This is a genomic window from Pseudomonas sp. CFBP 5748, from assembly GCF_053850495.1.
The window spans coordinates 209,346-230,164 of the sequence record NZ_JBSPTN010000005.1 but is presented as its reverse complement, the minus strand read 5'-3'; the positions used below and the strand labels follow the sequence as shown (position 1 = coordinate 230,164).

20 protein-coding genes are annotated in these 20,819 nt (G+C 60.9%); 15 read left to right on the top strand and 5 right to left on the bottom strand.

Annotated elements, in window-relative coordinates:
- Positions 1 to 73: 73 nt before the first annotated feature.
- From ACWNZ1_RS13680 to ACWNZ1_RS13650, 7 genes are read left to right on the top strand one after another with little or no spacing between them, the layout of a single operon-like run.
- The gene (locus tag ACWNZ1_RS13680; protein ID WP_135845916.1) at positions 74 to 1,426 is read left to right on the top strand and encodes a phenylacetate--CoA ligase family protein; all 1,353 of its coding nucleotides are present in this window, start codon (positions 74 to 76) and stop codon (positions 1,424 to 1,426) included.
- Between the two features lie 8 nt (positions 1,427 to 1,434).
- The gene (locus ACWNZ1_RS13675) at positions 1,435 to 1,980 is read left to right on the top strand and encodes a GNAT family N-acetyltransferase (protein ID WP_135845915.1); all 546 of its coding nucleotides are present in this window, start codon (positions 1,435 to 1,437) and stop codon (positions 1,978 to 1,980) included.
- A gap of 1 nt (position 1,981) precedes the next feature.
- Positions 1,982 to 2,665, top strand: a complete 684-nt coding sequence (locus tag ACWNZ1_RS13670; protein ID WP_135845914.1) for an iron-containing redox enzyme family protein — start codon at positions 1,982 to 1,984, stop codon at positions 2,663 to 2,665.
- A 3-nt stretch (positions 2,666 to 2,668) separates the two neighbouring features.
- Positions 2,669 to 3,280: a flavodoxin family protein gene (locus tag ACWNZ1_RS13665; protein WP_135845913.1), complete on the top strand. Its 612-nt coding sequence runs from the start codon at positions 2,669 to 2,671 to the stop codon at positions 3,278 to 3,280.
- A 5-nt stretch (positions 3,281 to 3,285) separates the two neighbouring features.
- Entirely contained in the window at positions 3,286 to 4,191 is a 906-nt protein-coding gene (locus ACWNZ1_RS13660) for a DMT family transporter (protein WP_135845912.1), read from the top strand.
- Positions 4,178 to 5,086: an alpha/beta fold hydrolase gene (locus ACWNZ1_RS13655; protein WP_256453313.1), complete on the top strand. Its 909-nt coding sequence runs from the start codon at positions 4,178 to 4,180 to the stop codon at positions 5,084 to 5,086. Before ACWNZ1_RS13660 ends, ACWNZ1_RS13655 begins: the two co-directional genes overlap by 14 nt.
- Positions 5,074 to 5,679: an acyl-homoserine-lactone synthase gene (locus ACWNZ1_RS13650; protein WP_135845910.1), complete on the top strand. Its 606-nt coding sequence runs from the start codon at positions 5,074 to 5,076 to the stop codon at positions 5,677 to 5,679. Before ACWNZ1_RS13655 ends, ACWNZ1_RS13650 begins: the two co-directional genes overlap by 13 nt.
- On the opposite strand, the gene kdgR is transcribed toward ACWNZ1_RS13650, so the two are convergent.
- Complete coding sequence (gene kdgR, locus ACWNZ1_RS13645) at positions 5,655 to 6,437, bottom strand: DNA-binding transcriptional regulator KdgR (RefSeq protein WP_135845909.1); 783 nt, start codon at positions 6,435 to 6,437, stop codon at positions 5,655 to 5,657. The genes ACWNZ1_RS13650 and kdgR overlap by 25 nt on opposite strands.
- 155 nt (positions 6,438 to 6,592) lie before the next feature.
- On the opposite strand from kdgR, the gene ACWNZ1_RS13640 reads away from it, so the two are divergent.
- The 6 genes from ACWNZ1_RS13640 to uxuA all read left to right on the top strand — a co-directional run bounded on the left by ACWNZ1_RS13640 (position 6,593) and on the right by uxuA (position 13,914).
- Positions 6,593 to 7,585, top strand: a complete 993-nt coding sequence (locus ACWNZ1_RS13640) for a sugar kinase (RefSeq protein ID WP_135845908.1) — start codon at positions 6,593 to 6,595, stop codon at positions 7,583 to 7,585.
- Positions 7,586 to 7,589: 4 nt separating this feature from the next.
- Positions 7,590 to 8,801 (top strand): D-mannonate dehydratase ManD, encoded by a 1,212-nt coding sequence (gene manD / locus ACWNZ1_RS13635; RefSeq protein WP_135845907.1) that lies wholly within the window; start codon positions 7,590 to 7,592, stop codon positions 8,799 to 8,801.
- 54 nt (positions 8,802 to 8,855) lie between these two features.
- Positions 8,856 to 9,887, top strand: coding sequence for a Zn-dependent oxidoreductase (locus ACWNZ1_RS13630; protein ID WP_135845906.1), 1,032 nt, complete (start codon positions 8,856 to 8,858; stop codon positions 9,885 to 9,887).
- A 70-nt stretch (positions 9,888 to 9,957) separates the two neighbouring features.
- Complete coding sequence (locus ACWNZ1_RS13625) at positions 9,958 to 11,250, top strand: MFS transporter (protein WP_135845905.1); 1,293 nt, start codon at positions 9,958 to 9,960, stop codon at positions 11,248 to 11,250.
- A 17-nt stretch (positions 11,251 to 11,267) separates the two neighbouring features.
- A complete protein-coding gene (locus ACWNZ1_RS13620; RefSeq protein WP_256453312.1) occupies positions 11,268 to 12,722 on the top strand; it encodes a mannitol dehydrogenase family protein in 1,455 nt (484 codons plus the stop codon).
- A gap of 16 nt (positions 12,723 to 12,738) precedes the next feature.
- Positions 12,739 to 13,914, top strand: coding sequence for a mannonate dehydratase (gene uxuA, locus ACWNZ1_RS13615; protein ID WP_456027696.1), 1,176 nt, complete (start codon positions 12,739 to 12,741; stop codon positions 13,912 to 13,914).
- 265 nt (positions 13,915 to 14,179) lie between these two features.
- On the opposite strand, the gene ACWNZ1_RS13610 is transcribed toward uxuA, so the two are convergent.
- The 3 genes from ACWNZ1_RS13610 to ACWNZ1_RS13600 all read right to left on the bottom strand — a co-directional run bounded on the left by ACWNZ1_RS13610 (position 14,180) and on the right by ACWNZ1_RS13600 (position 17,529).
- Positions 14,180 to 14,893, bottom strand: a complete 714-nt coding sequence (locus ACWNZ1_RS13610; RefSeq protein ID WP_135848023.1) for a FadR/GntR family transcriptional regulator — start codon at positions 14,891 to 14,893, stop codon at positions 14,180 to 14,182.
- Positions 14,894 to 14,977: 84 nt separating this feature from the next.
- A complete protein-coding gene (locus tag ACWNZ1_RS13605) occupies positions 14,978 to 16,504 on the bottom strand; it encodes a UxaA family hydrolase (RefSeq protein WP_135845902.1) in 1,527 nt (508 codons plus the stop codon).
- A gap of 14 nt (positions 16,505 to 16,518) precedes the next feature.
- On the bottom strand, positions 16,519 to 17,529 hold the full coding sequence (locus tag ACWNZ1_RS13600; RefSeq protein ID WP_256453310.1) for a zinc-binding alcohol dehydrogenase family protein: 1,011 nt from the start codon (positions 17,527 to 17,529) through the stop codon (positions 16,519 to 16,521).
- Positions 17,530 to 17,843: 314 nt separating this feature from the next.
- Here ACWNZ1_RS13600 and ACWNZ1_RS13595 point away from each other — a divergent pair, with 314 nt between their 5' ends.
- Together ACWNZ1_RS13595 and treA are read left to right on the top strand one after the other, a co-directional pair.
- Entirely contained in the window at positions 17,844 to 18,068 is a 225-nt protein-coding gene (locus ACWNZ1_RS13595; protein WP_135845900.1) for a hypothetical protein, read from the top strand.
- Between the two features lie 63 nt (positions 18,069 to 18,131).
- Complete coding sequence (treA, locus tag ACWNZ1_RS13590) at positions 18,132 to 19,760, top strand: alpha,alpha-trehalase TreA (RefSeq protein ID WP_456027695.1); 1,629 nt, start codon at positions 18,132 to 18,134, stop codon at positions 19,758 to 19,760.
- Positions 19,761 to 19,864: 104 nt separating this feature from the next.
- Here the strand turns inward: treA and ACWNZ1_RS13585 are convergent, their stop codons facing one another.
- Positions 19,865 to 20,818: a sensor domain-containing diguanylate cyclase gene (locus ACWNZ1_RS13585; RefSeq protein WP_265072147.1), complete on the bottom strand. Its 954-nt coding sequence runs from the start codon at positions 20,816 to 20,818 to the stop codon at positions 19,865 to 19,867.
- Position 20,819 lies beyond the last annotated feature (1 nt).

Below are 20,819 nucleotides of genomic sequence, written 5' to 3'. Positions count from 1 at the left end.
GGGTATTTGTAACTTCTGTCACTAACGTAGCGGCCGTTGAGTTCCAGTAACCCATCAAACCTGAGCGGCTGAAATGAAAGAGCATTTAGACACATTCAAGAAGCGGTACGATCCGATTCATCATGCCTATTGGACCGACGTCCTCAGCGACACCGCGTTGGCGGCATGGCATCAGGAACAGTTGCGGGAAGTGATCGGCCACGTGAAGCGTTCTTCGCCGTTCTATTCCAGGCACCTTGCCCAGGTCGACGAGCGTTCGCTGACCTTGGATGACCTCGTCACCTTGCCATTCACGACCAAGGATGATTTGCGCGAGGCAGGCTTCGACATTCTGTCCGGCCCGCTGGAAGACAGCATCTTCTATTACGAGACGACGGGCACCACCGGGCCTGCTACGCCATGCCCACGGGATCGCAAGGAAAGCTACGCGAGCAATCGCCAACTGGCCATGGCCTATCAGGCGGTGATCGAAAAGCACTTTCCGGGTGAGAAGACCGTGGTCGGCATCATGGGTCCCACCGAGGTCCATTCCTTTGGTGACACCCTGGGCGACGTCTGCACTCAGCTCGACGTGTGCAATGCCAAGATCTGGCCGCACTCACCGGTGATCGGCTGGCCCAAGGCGCTGCAACTGCTCAAGGACCTGCGCATCGGGGTGCTCGCTTCCGCACCGGGGCTTTTGCTGGCCATGGCCAAGGAAGCCGAGCGCCAGGGCTTTAACCCACGCGAGGACTTCGCTCTGCGTGCCTTCATGATGAGTGGCGAGCTGTGCACCCCTGCGTTGAAGAACAACCTCTTCAGCCTGTGGGGGGCGCAAGCCTACAACAGCCTGTATGGCTCCCAGGAAGCGATGATCATCGCGGCTTGCAACGCCAACGACCAACTGGTGCCTCATCGCCTCAACTACCTCATCGAAGTGCTTGATCCCAAAACTGGCGAAAGCCTGGGCGGCACCGGCGATGGCGAGTTGTGCGTGACCATGCTGATCCCTGGTAGCAAGCCGTTGATCCGCTACCGCACGGGTGACCTGGTCTCGATCCAGTCGCGTCCGGGCTATCCCCAATCGATGCGCCAGACCGTCAAGGTCGTCGGTCGAGTGAAGGATGCCGTGCAGTTGAACGATCGCGCCTTCTCGGCCGCGCAGATCGAGCAGGCGCTGCTTGAAGGCGTTGAACAGTGCCTGGGCTATCAGATCGTCCTTAGCCGCGCCAATGATCGCGACACGGTCATCGCCAAACTGGAAATGTCGCGCTTCTTCGATGGCGACCGTGCACGCCTGGTGCTGCTGATCAAGGAGCGCCTGCGTGAACGGCTGGGCGTCGAAGCCACGGTCATGGTGGTGGGCGATCTTGCCGAACACGTGAACCTGGGCAGTTGGTTCAGTTGGAAAGAAGCCCGCATCGTCGATCAACGCGAAGGCCAGTGAGGTCACCGATGAGCTTGTCTGTTCGCGTGATCGACAGCGCCAGTGATCTGTTCGAGTCCGTCAGGCAACTGCGCAGTCGCTACCTGGGGACTAACCCGGCGAAGGAGGATGACTTCGAGCGAAGGGAGCAGCTGCGCGACGCCATGTCTTACCACCTGATCTATCTGGACAACGACGAAGTGGTCGGGACGCTGCGCGTCACACCGCTGGGCCATGGCCTGAGTTTCGTCGAGCGGGCCGTCAATGTGCATGCCTATTTCCAGCAGTCGACGGATGCCTTCGATGCCAATCGGCTGGTGCTGGACGAGCGTTACCGCGGCGGGCGGCACCTGCGCATGTTTCTCCTGCAGGCGGCGATCTGGCTGAAAGCCAACACCCACCTGCGATTCATCTCGGCACTGTGTCGCGGCCAACTGGCTGCGCTGTATGTCGGCCTGGGCGGGCGCGTGCTGGAGGAAGACGTGACCTGGACGGGGGAACAGGTCGAGCGGCGCTACAGCCTCGTGTACCTGGAACTCGAAAGTGTTTACCACAATGTTAAAGGAGCCAATTGAAATGCAAGCATTCTTCAAGGAACTCGACGCTATCGTCGACGCGGGTTGGGCCCAGATCAAGCAGGGCGCCTACTGGAAATTCAGCCTGGACAACCCTACACCGCCAGCCCTCTACCAACAGCTCATGCTGCAGGTGTACCACTACACCCGCTACAACTCGGTCAACCAGGCCGCCTGCGCCTACAGTGCCGACCCGGAAGAAACGACGCTGCTGCGCTTCGTCTACAAGCACGCCCTGGAAGAGCTGGGTCACGAGCGCATGGTACTGCGTGACCTCGAGTCGGTCGGGCTGCTGCCACAGGACATGCCGGCACCCCTGGCGCCAACCCAGGCACTGATCGCCTTCCTCAATGATGTGGCTATCCGCAAGGGGCCGATCGCAAGGTTGGGCTACAGCTATTGGGCCGAGGACGTCTACGAGCACATCCAGCCGATCCTGGACCGGTTCCGCACCGACCTGGGCTTGAAGGATGAGCAGATGACGTTCTTCGTCGCCCACTCGACCATCGATGAGAAGCACGCCGAAGAAGTGCGCCTGGCCATCCAACGTGCGGTGAAGACCGAGGACGATCGTCGCCAGATCAAGGAAGTCGCACGCGTCACGTTGTGGCTGACCGGACAGTTGATGGAGGAAGCGCTGCGAGCCTATCTGGCTGGCGAAGAAGGGCTGCGAGAGGCGTCCTGAATCATGAATCTGACCATCATTGTTGGCTCTAGCCGACCTTGTGGTGTCAGTGCACGGGTGGTGGCGCTGGTGCGCCGCCACTTGGGCGAGGAGATTGAGATCGATGACATCTGGCTCAAGGATTACCGGATCGATTATTGCGACGCCGATAACGCCTGTTCGGATCAGGACTGCGCCGTGCAGGACGACGTCGGGCAGTTGGTGGCGCGGTTGGACCGCGCCGATGCGGTGCTCTATCTCCCCGTCATGCATGCCTACGGCACCAACAGCCGCTTCCAGGCGTTCCTGGAGCGGGTCGGCTATGGCTTCATGCGTCCACGCCAACGTCCCCTGCGCGACAAGCTCGCGGCGATTGCGGTGGTCGGTCGGCGCTATGGGCACACGGCTGTTTTCTCCCAGGTCGCGCTGAACGTACTGCTCAACAAGATGATTCTGGTCGGCTCGGGATTCCCGCCGTGCTTCCAGACACAGCTGGCCCACGATCCTGAAGCGGAACAGGCCTTGTGCGAGACGCTGGACCGGCTCTGTGAGCACTACCGTCGTCTTAATCCCACAGGGGTTGCCACGGGCAAGCCGGAAAGAATCCTGCGGCCCATTCAATTTCAGAAGGGATAACTGTCATGCCATTGAAAGATTCATTGCTGGCGCTGCTGGTCGCGTTTCTCTGGGGCGCCCAGGTCACTGCCGTGAAGATGGGTGGCGCCGAGCTGCCACCTATCCTCATGGTCGCCATGCGTTACGCGATCATGGCGCTGTTTCTCATGCCATTGCTCAAGCGGGTCAAGCGCGAGCAGTTCGGGCCGATGGTCGTGATCGCGACGATTACCGGCACTTTGCATTTTGGTTTGCTGTACTGCGGTATCGCCCGGGTAGACGCTTCTACCTCGGCAATCATCTATCAGCTGGCGGCACCCCTCACCCTCGTTCTGGCGTTTGCGGTATTGGGTGAAGTCCTGAAAGTGCGGGTGCTGGTGGGCATCCTGCTGGCGTTCGCCGGGGTCCTGGTATTGCTGGCCAAACCGTCGGCGAGCGGGACTTTTGTCGGCATGCTGCTGGTGGCGCTGGCGGCCTTGGCATTCGCGGTCGGATCGGTGTTGACCAAGCGTCTCGGGCCGCTGGATCCGCTGGCCTTGAGTGCCTGGACGGCTGTCATCGCCGCGCCGCAACTGTTGTTGTGGTCCTTCATCCAGGAAGGCGGGCAATGGGCAAGCGTCCACACGGCCAGCGCCCAGGCATGGTGGGCGGTCCTCTACACGGCACTCAGCGGCGGTCTGCTGGGGTTCGGCCTGTGGTTCTGGTTGCTCGGACGCAATTCGATGCAGCAACTGAGCCCGTACCTGCTCCTGGTGCCGTTGTTCGCGATCGCCGTCAGCCAGATCATGCTCGCCGAAGGCATCAGCCAGCGCCTGCTGATCGGCGCCGCGTTGACGCTGTCCGGCGTGGCGCTCTGCCAACTGCGCCTGCCCGCAAAGTTCTTTCTCAAAGGCGGCAGCAAAGGGCAAGGAGTGGCGGATGAACAGCGTTGATCGCCTGTTGCTCGGCACCTTGCGCCTGGTTCAGCGCTGGCGGTTCGGTTTGAAACTGCGCTGGCACACCAGTGCGCAAGGGCGCTTGGCCTATCTGCAAAGCGCTGCGCGTCAGAAGGGGCCGACATTGGTCATCCTTCATGGCTTGGGGGCCAGCAAGGACCAGTGGGGGCCTGCGATCCTGGGCTTGGCACGCCATCACCCTTGCGTCTTTGTCGATTTGCCGGGACATGGCCAATCCTTGTACGAGCCGCCTGCGGGCTTCGGACCGCAGGCCTTGCTGGCAGCGCTGGAGAATTTGTTGGAAACGGTAGGCGAGGGTCCCTTCGTGCTGGTCGGCAGCTCTTTGGGCGGTTGCGTGGCCGGGTTGTATGCCGCGAAATACCCCCGGCGCGTCAGTCACCTGGTCTTGCTGGCGCCTGCCGGTCTCGGCCCGACGGTGCTGGGGCCGGCATTGCAAGCCGGCCTGCAAGGGCAGGGAAATGTCTTCGGCTATCGTACGGTCGAGGAGATGAGGCGCTTCTGGAGCCTGGTGTTCAGGCGGCCACCCCAAGTGCGAGGACGCCTGGCGCAGGCCATGGCGGCCAGCGGCAGGTCGCGGTTTGCTGCGGTGCAGCGGGCCATTGAGGATTTCCGCCGCGAAGGCCTGGACGTACTTCTCGTGCGGCTTCCACAGATCGCTTCGAGGACGCTGGTGATCTGGGGGCAGCATGACCAGGTCTTCCTGCCTGCCGCCCTGGAGGACCTGCTCCAACAACTGCCCGACGCCCGTGGCCAGGTCATCGAGGACTCTGGGCATGTGCCCTATCTTGAGCGGGGGGCGGAGGTCGTTGCGGCCATCACCGGGTTCATATCAACCTCCGGTGCCGGGGAGGCTCGACCATGCTCGAAGTGATTGCCAGCACCCGCAGTGAGATGTCCCCGGCCCTGTTCAAGGCACTGGCGCGCTATCGGTATGATGTGTTCGTCAAGGGCCTCGGCTGGGCATTGCCCTGCGCCGAGGGCTTCGAGGTGGATGCTTTCGATCGGCCGGACACGGTGTATGTCCTGGCCCGCGACAGCAGGCAGGAAATCGTCGGGTGTGCACGCTTGATTCCTACCGATCGCCCCTTTCTGTTGGGGGAGGTGTTTCCCCAGTTGATGGGTGACACGCCGTTGCCGTCCTCAAGCACCGTCTGGGAGCTGTCCCGGTTTGCCAGCCGGCGTCCACTGTCGCGACGGGCCCAGGTCATGCGGGCCTGGCACGACACTACATGGTTGATGAGCAAGGTCATCGGCGTCGCGCAGACCCTTGGCGCACGTCGGTTGATTGCGTTCAGTGCGCCGGGAAACGAGCGCCTGCTCAGGCGCATGGGTGTCAGCACCCACAGGATTGCGGGGCCGCAGATGGTCAATGAGTTTCCAGTGGTGCCTTTCTGGATCAATGTGGCGGGTTATCGTCACCGTGCAGTGGCTGGTAAGACTCAACGCGAGTGCCAGCCCAACTGAGCTGAAATCTGCTGCGTGGCTTCCATCAGCTGCTTGACGTAATCCTGCTTCAGTTCTTCCCGGAAGCGAAAACACGGGAATGAAACGCTCATGCCGCCGATCACGTGACCAAAGCGGTCACGAATCGGCGCCGCCAGGCAGCGCATGTTGTCTTCGAACTCTTCATGGTCTTCGGCATAGCCTTGCCGGCGGACGGTTTCCAATTCTTCCAGATAGGCTTCGATGCTGGTCAGTGTGTTGGCTGTGCGGCGCTCGAAGCTTTCTTCCTTGAGGTGCGCGAGCAACTCATCTTCTTCAAGCCAGGCCATCAGCACCTTGCCGATGCCGGTGCAGTACAGCGGCGCTCGCCGGCCAATGCGCGAGTACATGCGCAGGTTGTACTTGGAGTCGATCTTGTGCACGTAGACGATGCTGCCCTCATCAAGAATCCCCAGGTGAACCGTCTCCCCCGTCAGCTCGTTGATCCGCCGCATGCCCGGCTCCGCTTCCCGGACGATGTCCAGGTGGGGTAGGGCCTGGGCGCCCAGCTCAAATAGACGGACGCTGAGACGATAGCGATCCTCGGCATCCTGCACCACATATCCGCGCGCCTTGAGCGACTGCAAAAAGCGATAAACCGTGGCCTTGGACATGTCCAGTTTGTTGGCGATTTCCGAGACGCCGCTTTCTTCCGGATGCTCGGCCAGGGCCTCGAGTACGGCCATGGTCCGGCCCACCGCCGACACCAGCTCGTTGTTTGGGATGACGCTGTTGTCCATGAAGGCTCCAACGTGAAAAGTAAAACCCAAGGATATACGCAAGCAGAACAAAACGCTGTTTCATTTTTGCTTGACGAGGCGATAAATCTGACTAGACTCGGGCCTTGAAAGAAAAATGAAACGCCGTTTTAAAAACATAAAAAAGGCGCGTGACAATGGATATGACACTTGTGCATGGCTCCCATGCCCGCCCGTTGAAGGTGGCGTTGGTGGGGGAGTGCATGATTGAGATGCGCGGTGAACCGGGCGCCTCGATCTCCCAGACCTTCGGCGGCGATACGCTCAACACGGCGGTGTATCTGGCGCGATTGAGCAGCCGTGGCGCAGTGGTCGTGGACTACATGACGGCCGTGGGGGGCGATGCGTTTAGCGTGGCCATGCGCCGCTCCTGGCGAACCGAAGGGATCGCGGACGCTCATGTACGGGTGATCGAAGACGCGCTGCCGGGGCTGTATTTCATCCAGACCGATCTGCACGGTGAGCGACGTTTTCTCTACTGGCGCGGGGAAGCGGCGGCGCGGCGCATGTTCGACGGGCCTGAGGCCGACGCCATGCTGGCTGCGCTGGCCGAGTACGACTACATCTATCTGAGTGGTATCAGCCTGGCGATCCTCAGCGGCGAAGGCCGTGAACGCCTGATGCAGGCCTTGCACCTGGCCAGGCAAGGCGGCACGCGCATCGTCTTCGACAACAACTACCGTCCCCACCTTTGGCCCAATCCTGAAGCGGCCCGGCAGGCCTATCGCGAACTGTTGCGCCTGACCGACCTGGCCCTGATCACCTGGGAAGATGACGCCATCCTGTTCGGCTACCGCGACACCGAGGCCTTGTTCAGTGCTTACGCGCAAGAGGGCATCGGCGAAGTTGCCCTCAAGCGCGGTGCCGATTCCTGCTTGATCCAATGCCCGGCGGGCCGTTTCGAAGTGCCTGCCCAGCACGTTGCCCGTGTCCTCGATACCACCGCTGCCGGCGACTCGTTCAGCGCCGCTTACCTGGCCTGCCGCCTGCAGGGCGGCGACCCGGAGCAGGCCGCTCGCTGGGGCCACCGCCTGGCGGCCCAGGTTGTCCAGTACCGAGGTGCGCTGATCCCCCAAGCGGCGATGCCGAGCATGGGGACGCCCTCATTTCCTTCTGTTGCACAGGTTTGACCTTATGAAAATTCTTGAAGCGCGCGTCATTGTTACCTGCCCGGGTCGCAACCTGGTCACCCTGAAGATTGTCACCGATGAGGGCATTTATGGCATTGGCGATGCGACGCTCAATGGCCGCGAACTGGCGGTGGTCGCATATCTGGAAGAGCACGTCCTTCCCGCGCTGATCGGCCGCGATGCCCACCGCATCGAGGACATCTGGCAGTACCTGTATCGCGGTGCGTATTGGCGCCGTGGCCCGGTGACCATGACCGCCATCGCCGCCGTTGACGTCGCACTCTGGGACATCAAGGCCAAGGCGGCGAACATGCCGCTGTATCAGTTGCTGGGCGGCAAGAGCCGTGAGCGGGTGATGGTCTACGGGCATGCCACCGGCAAGGACATCGAAGGCTGCCTGGACGAAGTCGCTCGCCACGTCGAGTTGGGCTACAAAGCCGTGCGCGTGCAATGTGGTGTACCAGGTATTGCCACCACCTACGGTGTTGCCAAGCGCAGCGGCGAACGTTATGAGCCGGCCGACAGCGACCTGCCCGCCGAGCACGTCTGGGACACCGCCAAATACCTCAACTATGTGCCCAAGCTGTTTGCCGCCGTGCGCGAGCGCTTTGGCGATGACCTGCATATCCTCCATGACGTTCACCATCGCCTGACCCCCATCGAAGCGGGGCGCCTGGGCAAGGCCGTGGAGCCGTACAACCTGTTCTGGCTCGAAGACTGTACGCCGGCCGAAAACCAGCAGAGCTTTCGCCTGATTCGCCAGCACACCACCACGCCCCTGGCCGTTGGCGAGGTGTTCAACTCCATCCATGACTGTCGCGAGTTGATCCAGGAACAGTTGATCGACTACATCCGCACGACGCTGGTGCATGCCGGCGGCATCACCCATGTGCGGCGCATTGCCGATTTCGCCGCGCTGTTCCAAGTGCGTACTGGTTTCCATGGCGCCACCGACCTGTCACCGGTGTGCATGGGCGCGGCCCTGCATTTCGATACGTGGGTGCCCAATTTCGGCATCCAGGAACACATGCCTCATGAAGACCGTATCGAAGAAGTCTTCCCCCATGCCTATCGCTTCGAGGACGGTCATTTCACGCCCGGCGATGCGCCGGGGCATGGCGTCGACATTGATGAAGACCTCGCCCGTCAGTACCCCTACAAGCGTGCCAGTCTGCCGGTCAACCGTCTTGAAGACGGCACGCTCTGGCATTGGTGAAGCGTTTCCAACCCATCAAGCGGCGGGGCGGATGTCCCCGCCAGGAGTGACCCGATGAAAGCGTTCCAGGTAAGAGCACCTTTTGAGTTCGGGCTGGCCGAGGTCGACGGACCGCAGGTGGCTCGTGGTGAAGTCCAGGTCGATGTGGCTTACGCCGGCATCTGCGGCTCGGACATGCACATCATTCACGGGCAGAACGCATTCGTGCGTTTCCCTCGTGTCACCGGCCATGAATTCTCCGGGGTGATCCGGCAAGTCGGCGAAGGCGTCGAACACCTGCAGGTGGGCGACCGGGTGTGCGTCGATCCGGTGATCAGTTGCGGCACCTGTTATCCCTGCCGCATCGGCCGACCGAATGTCTGCACACGGCTGCAAGTGATCGGCGTGCATCGCGACGGTGGCTTCAGTGAACAGGTCTGCGTACCGGCCGAGAATGCCCATCGCTTGCCCGACTCGATGTCCCTCAGCCACGGGGCCCTGGTAGAGCCTTATTCCATTGCCCTGAATGTGCTCGATCGCATGCAGCCCCATCCGGGCGACAGCGTGCTGATCTATGGCGCCGGTGTCATTGGCCTGACCCTGGTGCAGATGGCCCGGGCGCTGGGGCTGACCGACATCACCGTGACCGATGTCATCGACAGTCGCCTGGAGACGGCGCGGGCACTGGGTGCGAGCCGGACTCTCAACGGCCAGCAAGTCGATGTCGAAAGCACAATGCGTGAACTCACCCAGGGTGAAGGCGTGCCGTTGATTGTCGACGCCGCCTGCATCCCGGCACTGATGCCACAGATGGTGCGCCTCGCTTCGCCAGCCGGACGCATCGGCCTGCTGGGTTTCAATGCCACGCCCAGTGATCTGGTGCAGTTGGAAATGATCAAGAAGGAGTTGACCCTGGTGGGCTCGCGGCTCAACAACCGCAAGTTCCCCAGGGTGATTGAACTGATCGCCAGCGGCCAGTTGCAGGTCCAGGACCTGATCAGCCATCGCGTCACGTTCGACGAGATGCCTGGCGCCATCGACCTGATCGAAAAACACCCCGAGCAAACCCGAAAGGTACTGGTGGAACTGACGAACGCCCACCACTGATCTTCCGACCTTATCGTGCCCGAGTGCGGGCACCCTCACCGAATAAACACAACAAGCGGGAGGCTCCACCATGTTTGGTCAAGGACGTAGCTTAATCATCATCATGCTGTTCCTGGCAGGGGTCATCAATTACCTCGACCGGTCGGCATTGTCTGTGGCAGCCCCTTTCATCCAGAAGGACTACGGTTTGAGTACGGGTGAGATGGGCATGATTTTCAGTAGTTTTTTCGTCGGCTATGCCGCCTTCAACTTCATCGGGGGCTGGGCTGCCGACCGTTACGGCGCCAAGACCACGTTGCTGCTGGCCATGGTGTTGTGGTCGTTGTTCAGCGGCCTGACCGTGCTAACAGTGGGCTTCGCTTCGCTGGTGCTCATCCGGATTCTGTTCGGCATGGGTGAAGGACCGCTGAGTGTCACCACCAGCAAGATGGTGAACAACTGGTACACCCCCAAGCGCAGGGCGCGGGCGATTGGCACGTCGATGTCCGGCACGCCGCTGGGCGGGGCGATTTCCGGCCCCGTGGTGGGCTTTATCGCCGTCACCTACGGCTGGAAAATGTCGTTCATTATCATCATGCTGATTGGCCTGGTCTGGGCGGCGGTGTGGTTCAAGTTCGTCAAGGAAAGGCCAGAAGGTGAGGGCGCCGAGGAGATTCTTCGGGCCGAGGGGCAAAGCGAGCTGGCGGCACAACCGGTGTTCCCGCTGCGCTATTACCTCAAGCAACCGACGGTGCTGTTCACCTCCCTGGCGTTCTTTTCCTATAACTACACGTTGTTCTTCTTCCTGACCTGGTTCCCCAGCTACCTGACCATGGCCCACGGCCTGAACGTCAAGGACATGAGCATTGCCACGGTCATTCCCTGGGTCCTGGGTTTCCTCGGCCTGGCCTTGGGCGGTTTCATTTCCGACTTCGTGTTCAAGAAAACCGGGCGGATGATGTTCTCGCGCAAAGTGGTGCTGGTGACGTGCCTGTTGGCCTGCGCTGTCTGTATCGCTTGTGCCGGGATGGTCAAGACCTTGTATCCGGCGGTCGCCCTTGTGGCCTTGGCGGTGTTCTTCCTTTACCTCACCGGCGCTATTTACTGGGCGATCATCCAGGACACCGTCCCGGCGGCGCGGGTGGGTGGGGTCAGTGGCTTCATGCACTTTCTGGCGAACACCTCGGGCATTGTTGGCCCGACCTTGACCGGTTTCCTGGTGCAGTTCACCGGTTCGTTCACCAGTGCGTTCCTGCTGGCAGGGCTGTTGACCGTGATCGGTGCGGTGTGTGTGGCGCGCTATGTAAAACCCCTGGTGGTGGTCAATACCGGTGACTCGGCGGCACAAGGCTCGCAACCGGCTTCGGCCCTGAGCCATCCCTGAACAGAAGGAGTGTATTGATGCCTGTTGTGAAACGAGTGCCCTCCACCGGGGCTGCAGCGCAGATCGGTATCGTCCATCTGGGTTTGGGCGCGTTTCATCGCGCCCACCAGGCGGTCTACCTGCAGCGCCATCTCAATCGTCATGGTGAAAGTGACTGGGGGCTGTGCAGCGCCAACCTGCGCTCCAATCGCACCTTGGTCGATCAATTGCGCGAGCAGGATGGTCGCTACCATGTGGCCGAGTACCGCGACCGCGAGCAGGTGACGCTGCGCGAGATCGCGGTCTTGCGTCAGGCCTTGTATGTGGGCGAGGGCGGCCACGACCTGGAACTGCTGTTGCAGCGCATGGCTGCGCCGCAGACGAAGATCGTCACCCTCACCGTCACCGAAAAAGGCTATTGCCTGAGCCCATCCTCCGGGCAACTGCGCAGCGAAGATCCGCTGATTGCCCATGACATCGCTCATCCACAAACGCCGCGCTCGGCCCCCGGTATTGTCCTTGAGGCCCTGCGCCGTCGCCGCGCCGCCGGCATCCCGGCCTTCACCGTGTTGTGCTGTGACAACATGCCCGACAACGGTCAACGCACCCGCCAGGCGGTCAGCACGTTGGCGGCGAGGCAGGATGAGGCGCTGGCGCAGTGGATCGACCAACAGGTGGCGTTTCCCAGCTGCATGGTCGATCGCATTGTGCCCGCGATGGACGGCGAGTCCTTTCGACGGCTGGAACAATTGGACTGTCACGACCCGGCGGCAGTGGTCTGTGAAAGCTTCAGCCAGTGGGTGATCGAGGATCACTTTCCCCTCGGACGCCCGGATTGGGAAGTGGAGGGTGTGCAAATGGTGGAGGACGTGCGCCCGTTCGAGACGATGAAACTGCGCATGCTCAATGGCAGCCATTCGTTGCTGGCCTATGTGGGGTTGCTGGCGGGCCATGAGTCGGTGTTCGACGCCGTCAGTGACGCGAATCTGGCACGGCTCTTCGAGCGCTACATGGCCGAGGAAGCGGCGCCCACCCTGGACATGCCGGCGGGCATCGATCTTTCGCTGTATGCCCGCGATCTGAAGGCGCGCTTTGCCAATGACAGCCTGCAACATCGCCTGCGCCAGATCGCCATGGACGGTTCGCAGAAACTGCCGCAACGCTGGTTGCTCGGCGCCCGGCACTTGCTCGATCAAGGGCGAGGCATCGGCTGTACCGCGCTGGGCATTGCGGCATGGATTCACTACTGCACGCAACCGTTGCCTGGTCATCCGATGCACGTGGTTGACGACCCTTTGAGTGCAACGTTTGCCGATCTGGCGGGGCGCTTCGACGGCGTATCGTTGGTGGAGGCCTTTCTCGAATTGGGCGAAGTCTTCCCGGCCGCGTTGTCGGAGCGCCCGGCGCTTCGCGAGGCCGTGCAACATGCTTATACCGCGCTGACCCGCGACGGCATCGGCAGCCTTTTGCAGACCTTTGCCGCACCCAACTAACAAAAAGGAGAACAACATGGAACCGACATGGCGTTGGTTTGGCCCCAAAGACCCGATCTCCCTGGCGGACGTTCGCCAAACCGGTGCGACCGGCATCGTCACCGCGTTGCACGAAATCCCCAATGGCCAAGTGTGGCCGGTGGACGCCATCGCGGCGCGTAAAGCGATGATCGAAGCCGCTGGCTTGAGCTGGTCAGTGGTGGAAAGCATTCCGGTGCACGAGGACATCAAGCGCGGCTGCGGGCGGCGTGACGAGTACATCGCCAACTACCAGCAAAGCGTACGCAACCTGGCGAGCTGCGGCATCGATATCGTGTGCTACAACTTCATGCCGGTATTGGACTGGACCCGCACCGACCTGACCTTTGAGCTGGCGGATGGCGGCTGGGCGCTGCGTTTCGATCAAACCGCGTTTGCCGCCTTCGACCTGTTCATCCTCCAGCGTCCGGGTGCGCAGGCCGAATACCGTGCCGAGGATATCCAACAGGCCAAGGCCTACTTCGAGCAACTGACGCCAGCCCAGAGCGAGACCTTGGTCAATACTTTGATCGCCGGCCTGCCCGGCGCCGAGGAACACTACAGCCTGGAGAACTTCCGGGCCTTGCTGCGCACCTACGCCGACATCGACGAGGTGAAATTGCGTGAACACCTGGGGTATTTCTTGCGCGCGGTGATCCCGGTAGCAGAGGAAGTGGGAGTGCGCATGGCGATCCACCCGGACGATCCACCCCGGGCGCTGCTCGGCCTGCCACGCATTCTGTCCACCGCCGAAGACGCCCAATGGTTGCTGGACGCCGCTCCGAGCCCGGCCAATGGCCTGACGTTCTGCACCGGTTCCTATGGCGTGCGCGAAGACAACGACCTGGTGGCGATGGCCAAGCAGTTTGCGCCGTTCATCTACTTCACCCACCTGCGTTCAACCCGCAGGGAAGCGGATCCGCGCAGCTTCCACGAGGCCCATCACCTGGATGGCGACGTTGACATGGTCGGGGTTATCAGTGCCTTGGTGGCCGAGGAGCGCAGGCGTGAACGCGAAGGCGGCCCGCGCTTGCCGCTACGGCCGGACCATGGGCATCAACTGCTCGATGATCAACACCGCAAAAGCAATCCCGGCTACTCGCTGATCGGCCGCCTCAAGGGCCTCGCCGAAATCCGCGGTGTGGAACTGGCCGTGCGGCAACAGTTGGGCTGAGGCTTGAAGATAAACAGGGGAAATCCGTCAGGCCAAAAAACCTGTGGCGATGTATCAGTTGCCGAGGGCATTTGTGGCGAGGGGATTTATCCCCGTTGGGCTGCGCAGCAGCCCCCAAACCGGACACCTCGGTGTATCAGGCAGACTACATACAACCTGCCTGGGGGCGCTGCGCACCCCAGCGGGAGCAAGCTCCCTCGCCACAGGTTCGGTGTGCAGTTGATTGAGTTTGAGTGATCCACACAAGCGCCCATCCACCGCAGGTCTAGCCACTCATGTCTTCTGGTTCCAGCGCTTGCAGCCAACGGTTCTCCGAACGGCTCAAGTGCTGGCGCATGCAGGTTTGTGCGCCGAGCACATCTTTGTTGGCGACGGCATGCAGGATCGCTTCATGCTCGGCCACCGCGGCTTCCCATGTCAGAGCATTTTCTGAATGCTTGCTCAAGTGCGCCGAAATCGGGTTGTGTCGTTCATCAAACAGCGCAGTGATGATCCGGACCAAGGCAGAGTTGCCACTCATTTTGGCCAGACGCTGATGAAATCTACGGTCGTCTTCCAGCGGGGGCAGGCCGTTGGCAATGCTGGCGCGCATGGCGTCGATGCATTCCTGCAGATAGCGGTAGTCGCTTTTTTTGCCATGCAAACAGGCCAGGACCACTGACTCACCTTCGATCAAGGCGCGCGCCTGCATCAGTTCCGAGGGGCTTTCGCCCAAGGTGCCGGCAGGATTTTTTCCATCTGTGGGCCTGGCGCGGACATACACGCCCGAGCCCATCTTGATTTCAATTTCGCCCTCGATTTCCAGGGCGATGAGCGCCTCGCGCAGCGAAGGCCGGGAAACCCCCAGCAGTTGGGTCAAATCACGCTCGGGAGGAAGCCTGGAGCCTGCCTTGAAATCCCCCTGGACGATGTAGTTTCGCAGTTGGTCAGCGATTTTCTGGTACGGCTTTCGCTCGGCGGCGTTGATCGGTGAGACCATGGCAACGGTGTCCATCAGATAGTCTGCGAAGGCTACCATAGGCGCTTGGTGCTGTTCATTTATGTGGGAGCGGTGGTGCGGCAATCACATCACCGCGCCAATCTGCCAAGGCACAAACTCGTTATCACCCAAACCGTTTTCTTCACTGCAGGTGCGACGCCCGGAAGCGGTATCGAGCATCAATCGGAACAACCGCTCACCGGCCTCGGCCACCGACTCCAGGCCATCGACAATACCCCCGGCGTTGAAGTCCATGTCCAGCTCCATGCGTTGGAACAGGCGGGTGTTGGTGGCGATCTTCAAGGATGGCGTGGGTTTGCAACCATAGGTCGAACCGCGACCCGTGGTGAAGCAGATGAGGTTTGCGCCTCCCGCGACCTGACCGGTCGCGGACACCGGGTCGTAGCCGGGGGTGTCCATGAACACCAGTCCCTTGGCATCGACCGTTTCAGCGTATTGGTAAACGCCCATTAACCCGCTGGCGCCTGCCTTCGCCACGGCGCCGAGGGATTTCTCCAGAATGGTGGTGATGCCCCCGGCCTTGTTGCCAGGCGAGGGATTGTTGTTCATGTCCCCATCGTTGTGGTGCACGTAGGCTTCCCACCAACGGATCCGCTGCATCAATTTTGCCGAGATGTCAGCGGATGCCGCGCGGGCCGTCAGCAGGTGTTCGGCGCCATAAATTTCCGGTGTTTCCGACAGAATGGCGGTGCCGCCATTTCGCACCAGCAGGTCTACAGCGGCGCCGAGTGCTGGATTGGCGCTGATGCCTGAATAACCATCCGAACCGCCACATTGCAAGCCGACACTCAGGTGGCTGGCCGCAACGACGGTACGCTGGAGGTCGTTGATGATTGGCAGCATCTGTTCGATATGGGCGATGCCCCGTTGCACGGTTTCACGAGTACCGCCGGCGTCCTGGATGATCAGGCTGGCCTTGAGCGGCGCTGGGCGATCGCCGAGCTCTTCCATCAGCGGGACGAGCTGGTTGACTTCGCAACCCAGGCCGATCAACACGATTCCGGCGAAATTGGGATGATCGGCATACCCGCGTAAGGTGCGTTTGAGAATATCGATGCCTTCGCCTTTGGCCCCCATGCCGCAGCCACTGCCATGAGTAATCGCCACGACGCCATCGACGTTGGGGAAGTCTTTCAGGCGCCCCGAAGAAAAGGCGTTGGCGATGTGTTTGCACACGGTTGCCGAGCAATTGACGCTGGAAATAACGCCGATGTAGTTGCGGGTGCCGACGCGGCCATCATCGCGGACGAAACCCTCGAACGTCGCCGCAGTAGTGCTGGGCACCGTGGGGGCATAAATGTTGCGCACGCTGTGTTCGGCATTGGTCGTGGGCATGTCCAGGTTGTGCACATGGACGTAATCGCCGGGCTCGATGTCCCGGGTCGCCTGGCCGATGGTCTGGCCATACTTGAGCACCCGTTGGCCGGCCAGCACCCTGCGCAGGGCGATCTTGTGGCCGGACGGGATGGGTTGCCGGGCGACCAGCACGATGCCGTCGGCGCTCAGCTGTTGCCCTTGGGCAATATCGCCTCGGGCCACGGCAACATCATCACCGGGGGTTAAAACAAGCAAAGAAGACGGCGGGTTCATGGTGCGTCTTCCTCCTAGCACTCGATGATTGCCTTGACGACACCTTGCTTGGGGTCGAGCAAGGTGCTGAACGAATGGGCAACATCGCTGAGCGTCAGACGATGGGTATTCAGGGCCGCGTCCGGAATCAATCCGTTGCGCAGGCATTCCTCCACATGACGGAAGTCTTCCTGGGTGGCGTTGCGGCTGCCCATCAGCGTGGCTTCACGCTTGTGAAACTCCGGGTCGGAGAAGGTGATGGAGTCCCGCACCACTGAAATCATCACATAGGTGCCGCCGTGGGCGATGAACTCGAACCCGCGCTCCATGGCCCGTGCGTTGCCGGTGGCATCGAACACCACGTCGAAAAAATCACCCTCTGTCAGTTCAGCCAGGGTCTGCTTGTCGCCTTGGCCGATTTGCACGGCGGCGTGGATATCCAAGTGTTGCTTACAGAACGCAAGACGATCCTCACGGGTATCCAGGACGGTGACTTGCGCCCCACGCAGGCTGGCGAAGATCGCCGCCGCCATGCCGATCGGTCCGGTGCCGACCACCAGCGCGCGTTTATCCTCCTGGACATTTGAACGCCGCACGGCGTGAGCGCCGATGGACAGGAACTCGATCATCGCCGCCTGATCAAGGGAAACCCCCACGGCTTTGTGTACGAATTGGTGGGGAACGCTCAGGTACTCCGTGAACGCCCCATCGCAATGAACCCCCAGCACTTGAATGCGGGTGCAGCAGTTGGTCTTGCCCTGGCGGCAGGCGATACATGCGCCGCAGGAAAGGTAGGGCATCACATAGACCACATCGCCGATGGCGAGGTCGCTGGCGCCGTCCGTCTCGTCTACAACCCCGGAAAACTCATGGCCCATGACGCGCGGGTATTCGAGGTAGGGCTGATTGCCGGTGAAGATATGCAGGTCGGTGCCGCAGACCCCGACCCGTCGGACCTGGATGAGGACCTCGCCCGGTTTCCTGAGGGGTTTTTCGCGCTCGATGGCGGTTAACGAGCCGGGTTCGTTACAGATGACAGTCAGCATGATGATGCTCCTTGGCGGGCACACAGGCGACGAATGCCAGCTAACGAGGGGAGGGCGTTGAGCGCCCGGTTGGCGAGGGATCTGCACATTCCGAGGATCTCTTTTTTTGTTGTAGGCGGACGGGCGTCCGCTGGGGTGATCTTGGGTCGAAACTACACGCCAAAAAAAATATTGGCAAGACCAATTAATAAAAAACAAAATTGGACAGACCAGTTTTGAGGCCTCTCTACGGGCATCGCCAGGCCCAGGGGTAAAAGGCAAAATGGGGTTGATGTCGGACCAAACGGCGGGTGGAATCCTGTGGGGACGTTTCAATGAACACTGAATGGACCAAAAAAGGCTGCGATGTTTGCCGGGCGCTATGGGAGTCCGGCCAGCGTCCTCCAGAGCTTGCGGTGAGCGTCGTTCTCCATTCCCGCTTGCATCGATGTTCATCCTGCGGCGCGTTCTGGGAGCAGCTTGAGCGTTATGCCGATGTCATTGGTGAGCAGCAGGCGCGGGAGTTGTATCCCGAGGTCTTCAAGTCGGAGGGCTTTTAATGAACCCAGGCGATTCCCTCATGTCATTCATCTGTCAGGAACGACAACATGATGGAGTTGCCTATGCGACCAATGGATTTCACCAGCCTATCCCTCGCCGCGCTGCTCTGCGCGGCTTGCTCAAGCCAACCGCCCGCGACATGGAGCTACGAAGATGCCCAGGGGCGAGCCAATCTGCCGCCCGACCAGGCCTACCCCGAACTGTTTGAAGCGGTTCAGCGCGGGCAGCTTTTCACTGACCAGAAACACTTCGTGGACGCGCTGCCCAAGCGTGACCCGGCGAAAATCCGCGCCGATTACCTGGCCCGTCGGGACAGTGATGGCTTCGATCTCAAAGCTTTCGTGCACGACAATTTCATCGAATCCGGCGAGGCGCAAAGCCCGGCGTCGAAACCTGGCGCTTCGATCGAAGAACACATCGACAGCCTTTGGCCGGTGTTGAGCCGCAGCTATAGCCAGGTGCCGCAATTCAGCAGCTTGCTGCCCTTGCCGCAGCCCTATGTGGTGCCGGGCGGGCGCTTTCGCGAGATGTATTACTGGGATTCCTATTTCACCATGCTGGGGCTTGAGCAAAGCGGTGAGAAGGCCCGGGTTCGCCAGATGACCGACAATTTCGCCTACATGATTGACACCTACGGCCACATCCCCAACGGCAATCGCACCTACTACCTGAGCCGGTCGCAGCCGCCGTTCTTTGCCTACATGGTGGAGTTGCAGGCGCACATCGAAGGTGACCAGGCCTATGGGCGCTACCTGCCACAATTGCAGAAGGAATATGCCTATTGGATGGACGGAGCCCAGACGCTCAAGTCTGGGACGGCCGCCAAGCACGTGGTCAAACTGGCCGATGGCAGTGTGCTCAATCGCTATTGGGATGCCAGCCCGACGCCTCGCCAGGAATCCTGGTTGCAAGACGTCAAGACTGCCGAGCAGGCGCCGGAGAGGCCCAAGGAGGAGGTCTGGCGTGACTTGCGTGCTGGCGCCGAAAGCGGCTGGGACTTCAGCTCTCGCTGGTTGGGCGATGGCCAGGACCTGGCGACCATCCGCACCACATCCATTGTGCCGGTGGACCTGAACAGCCTGATCTATCACCTGGAACGCACCATCGCCAAAGCCTGCGAAACCGTGCAGAACAGGCCATGCGTCCAGGCTTATGGGCAGCGCGCCGAATTGCGTCAGCGGGCCATCGAGCAGCACTTGTGGGATGCTGAAAAAGGCTTCTACGTGGACTACGACTGGCAGCAAAACCAACAACGCCAGCCACTCACCGCCGCTGCGCTTTTTCCGCTGTTTACCGGCCTGGCCTCCACCGAGCACGCCAATCGCACCGCCGATGCGGTACGTGAAGGCTTGTTGCGTCCCGGTGGCATTGCTACCACCCAGGTCAGTAACGGCCAACAGTGGGATGAACCCAATGGCTGGGCACCGTTGCAATGGGTGGCAGTGGAGGGGCTGGACCGCTACCAGCACAGGGCACTGGCCCAACAGATTGGCAGTCGCTTTTTGCAGCAGGTTCAGAACCTCTACAGCAAAGAGAACAAGCTGGTAGAGAAATACGATTTATCGGGCCAGGGAAATGGCGGTGGAGGCGGCGAGTATGAGTTGCAGGACGGCTTCGGCTGGACCAACGGGGTGACACTCAAGCTGATGAGCAAATATGGCGCAATCTCGCCAACTCCCATTGGTGAATGAAGTGCAGCCTTTGTTCGCCTATGAATGCTGAATGCGCCACCGACATCGCGAGCAAGCTCTCACGGCGGGCATTGCCCATCAGGCATGGGCTGTTGCGGCATTATCTACTCATGCACCGTCACCCGGTTACGCCCGGTCTTCTTCGACGTATACAACGCCTGGTCCGCCCGGGCGATCAGATCGGCGTGGCTGTTCGAGGGCTGGCTCAGGTCGGCCACGCCCAGGCTGATGGTGAAACGGATGTGCTGGTCGTTGTACACCACCTCCAGCGCTTCCACGGAGTGGCGCATGCGTTCGGCGAAAGTTTGGGCGCCGCTGCTGTCGGTATCCGAAAGCACCACACCAAACTCTTCACCGCCATACCGCCCGACCACATCGGAGTCGCGCGCATGTTCGCGCAGCAGCCTGGCGACATGCTCGATGACCTTGTCGCCCGCCTGGTGCCCATAGGCGTCGTTGACTCGTTTGAAGTGGTCGATATCGAGCATCACCAGGCTCAACGTATTGCCATAGCGGTGATGTCGGGCATAGGCGGCCCTGAGGCTTTCTTCCCAATGACCGCGGTTGTACAGCCCCGTCAGTCGATCGGTGCTGGAGAGCTGTTGCAGTTGCGCATTGGCGGCCTGAAGCTGATGCCGGTTGGTGGCGACGTCGGTGACGTCATAGATCACCAGGCAAATATGGTTGATTTTGCTGTCAGGGGAGCGCAGCGGCAGCAGGGTAGTGTTCTGGTACATGAACTCTTCGCTGCCGGTGATCGGCTGATAGTTCTCGAACCGCACCAGATACGGCCGCTGCTCCCAGACCGTAAACGCTGGAGTGCCCAGGGTGGCGACGCTTTCCACTTTGCGGCTGAACCATTGGCGATCGATTTCGGGGAACAGGCTGAAGAAGGACTGATTGTGGGCGTCCTTTGGCTGCACCCCCGAGCGGTTCTCCATGAAGGTGTTCCAGACCTGCACGCGGTAGTCGCGGTCGAGCACCACCACACCGACATCGATGCTCTGAACCACGGCAAGCAACCAGTGAAATTCGTTCAGATCAATAGGATCGTTCATG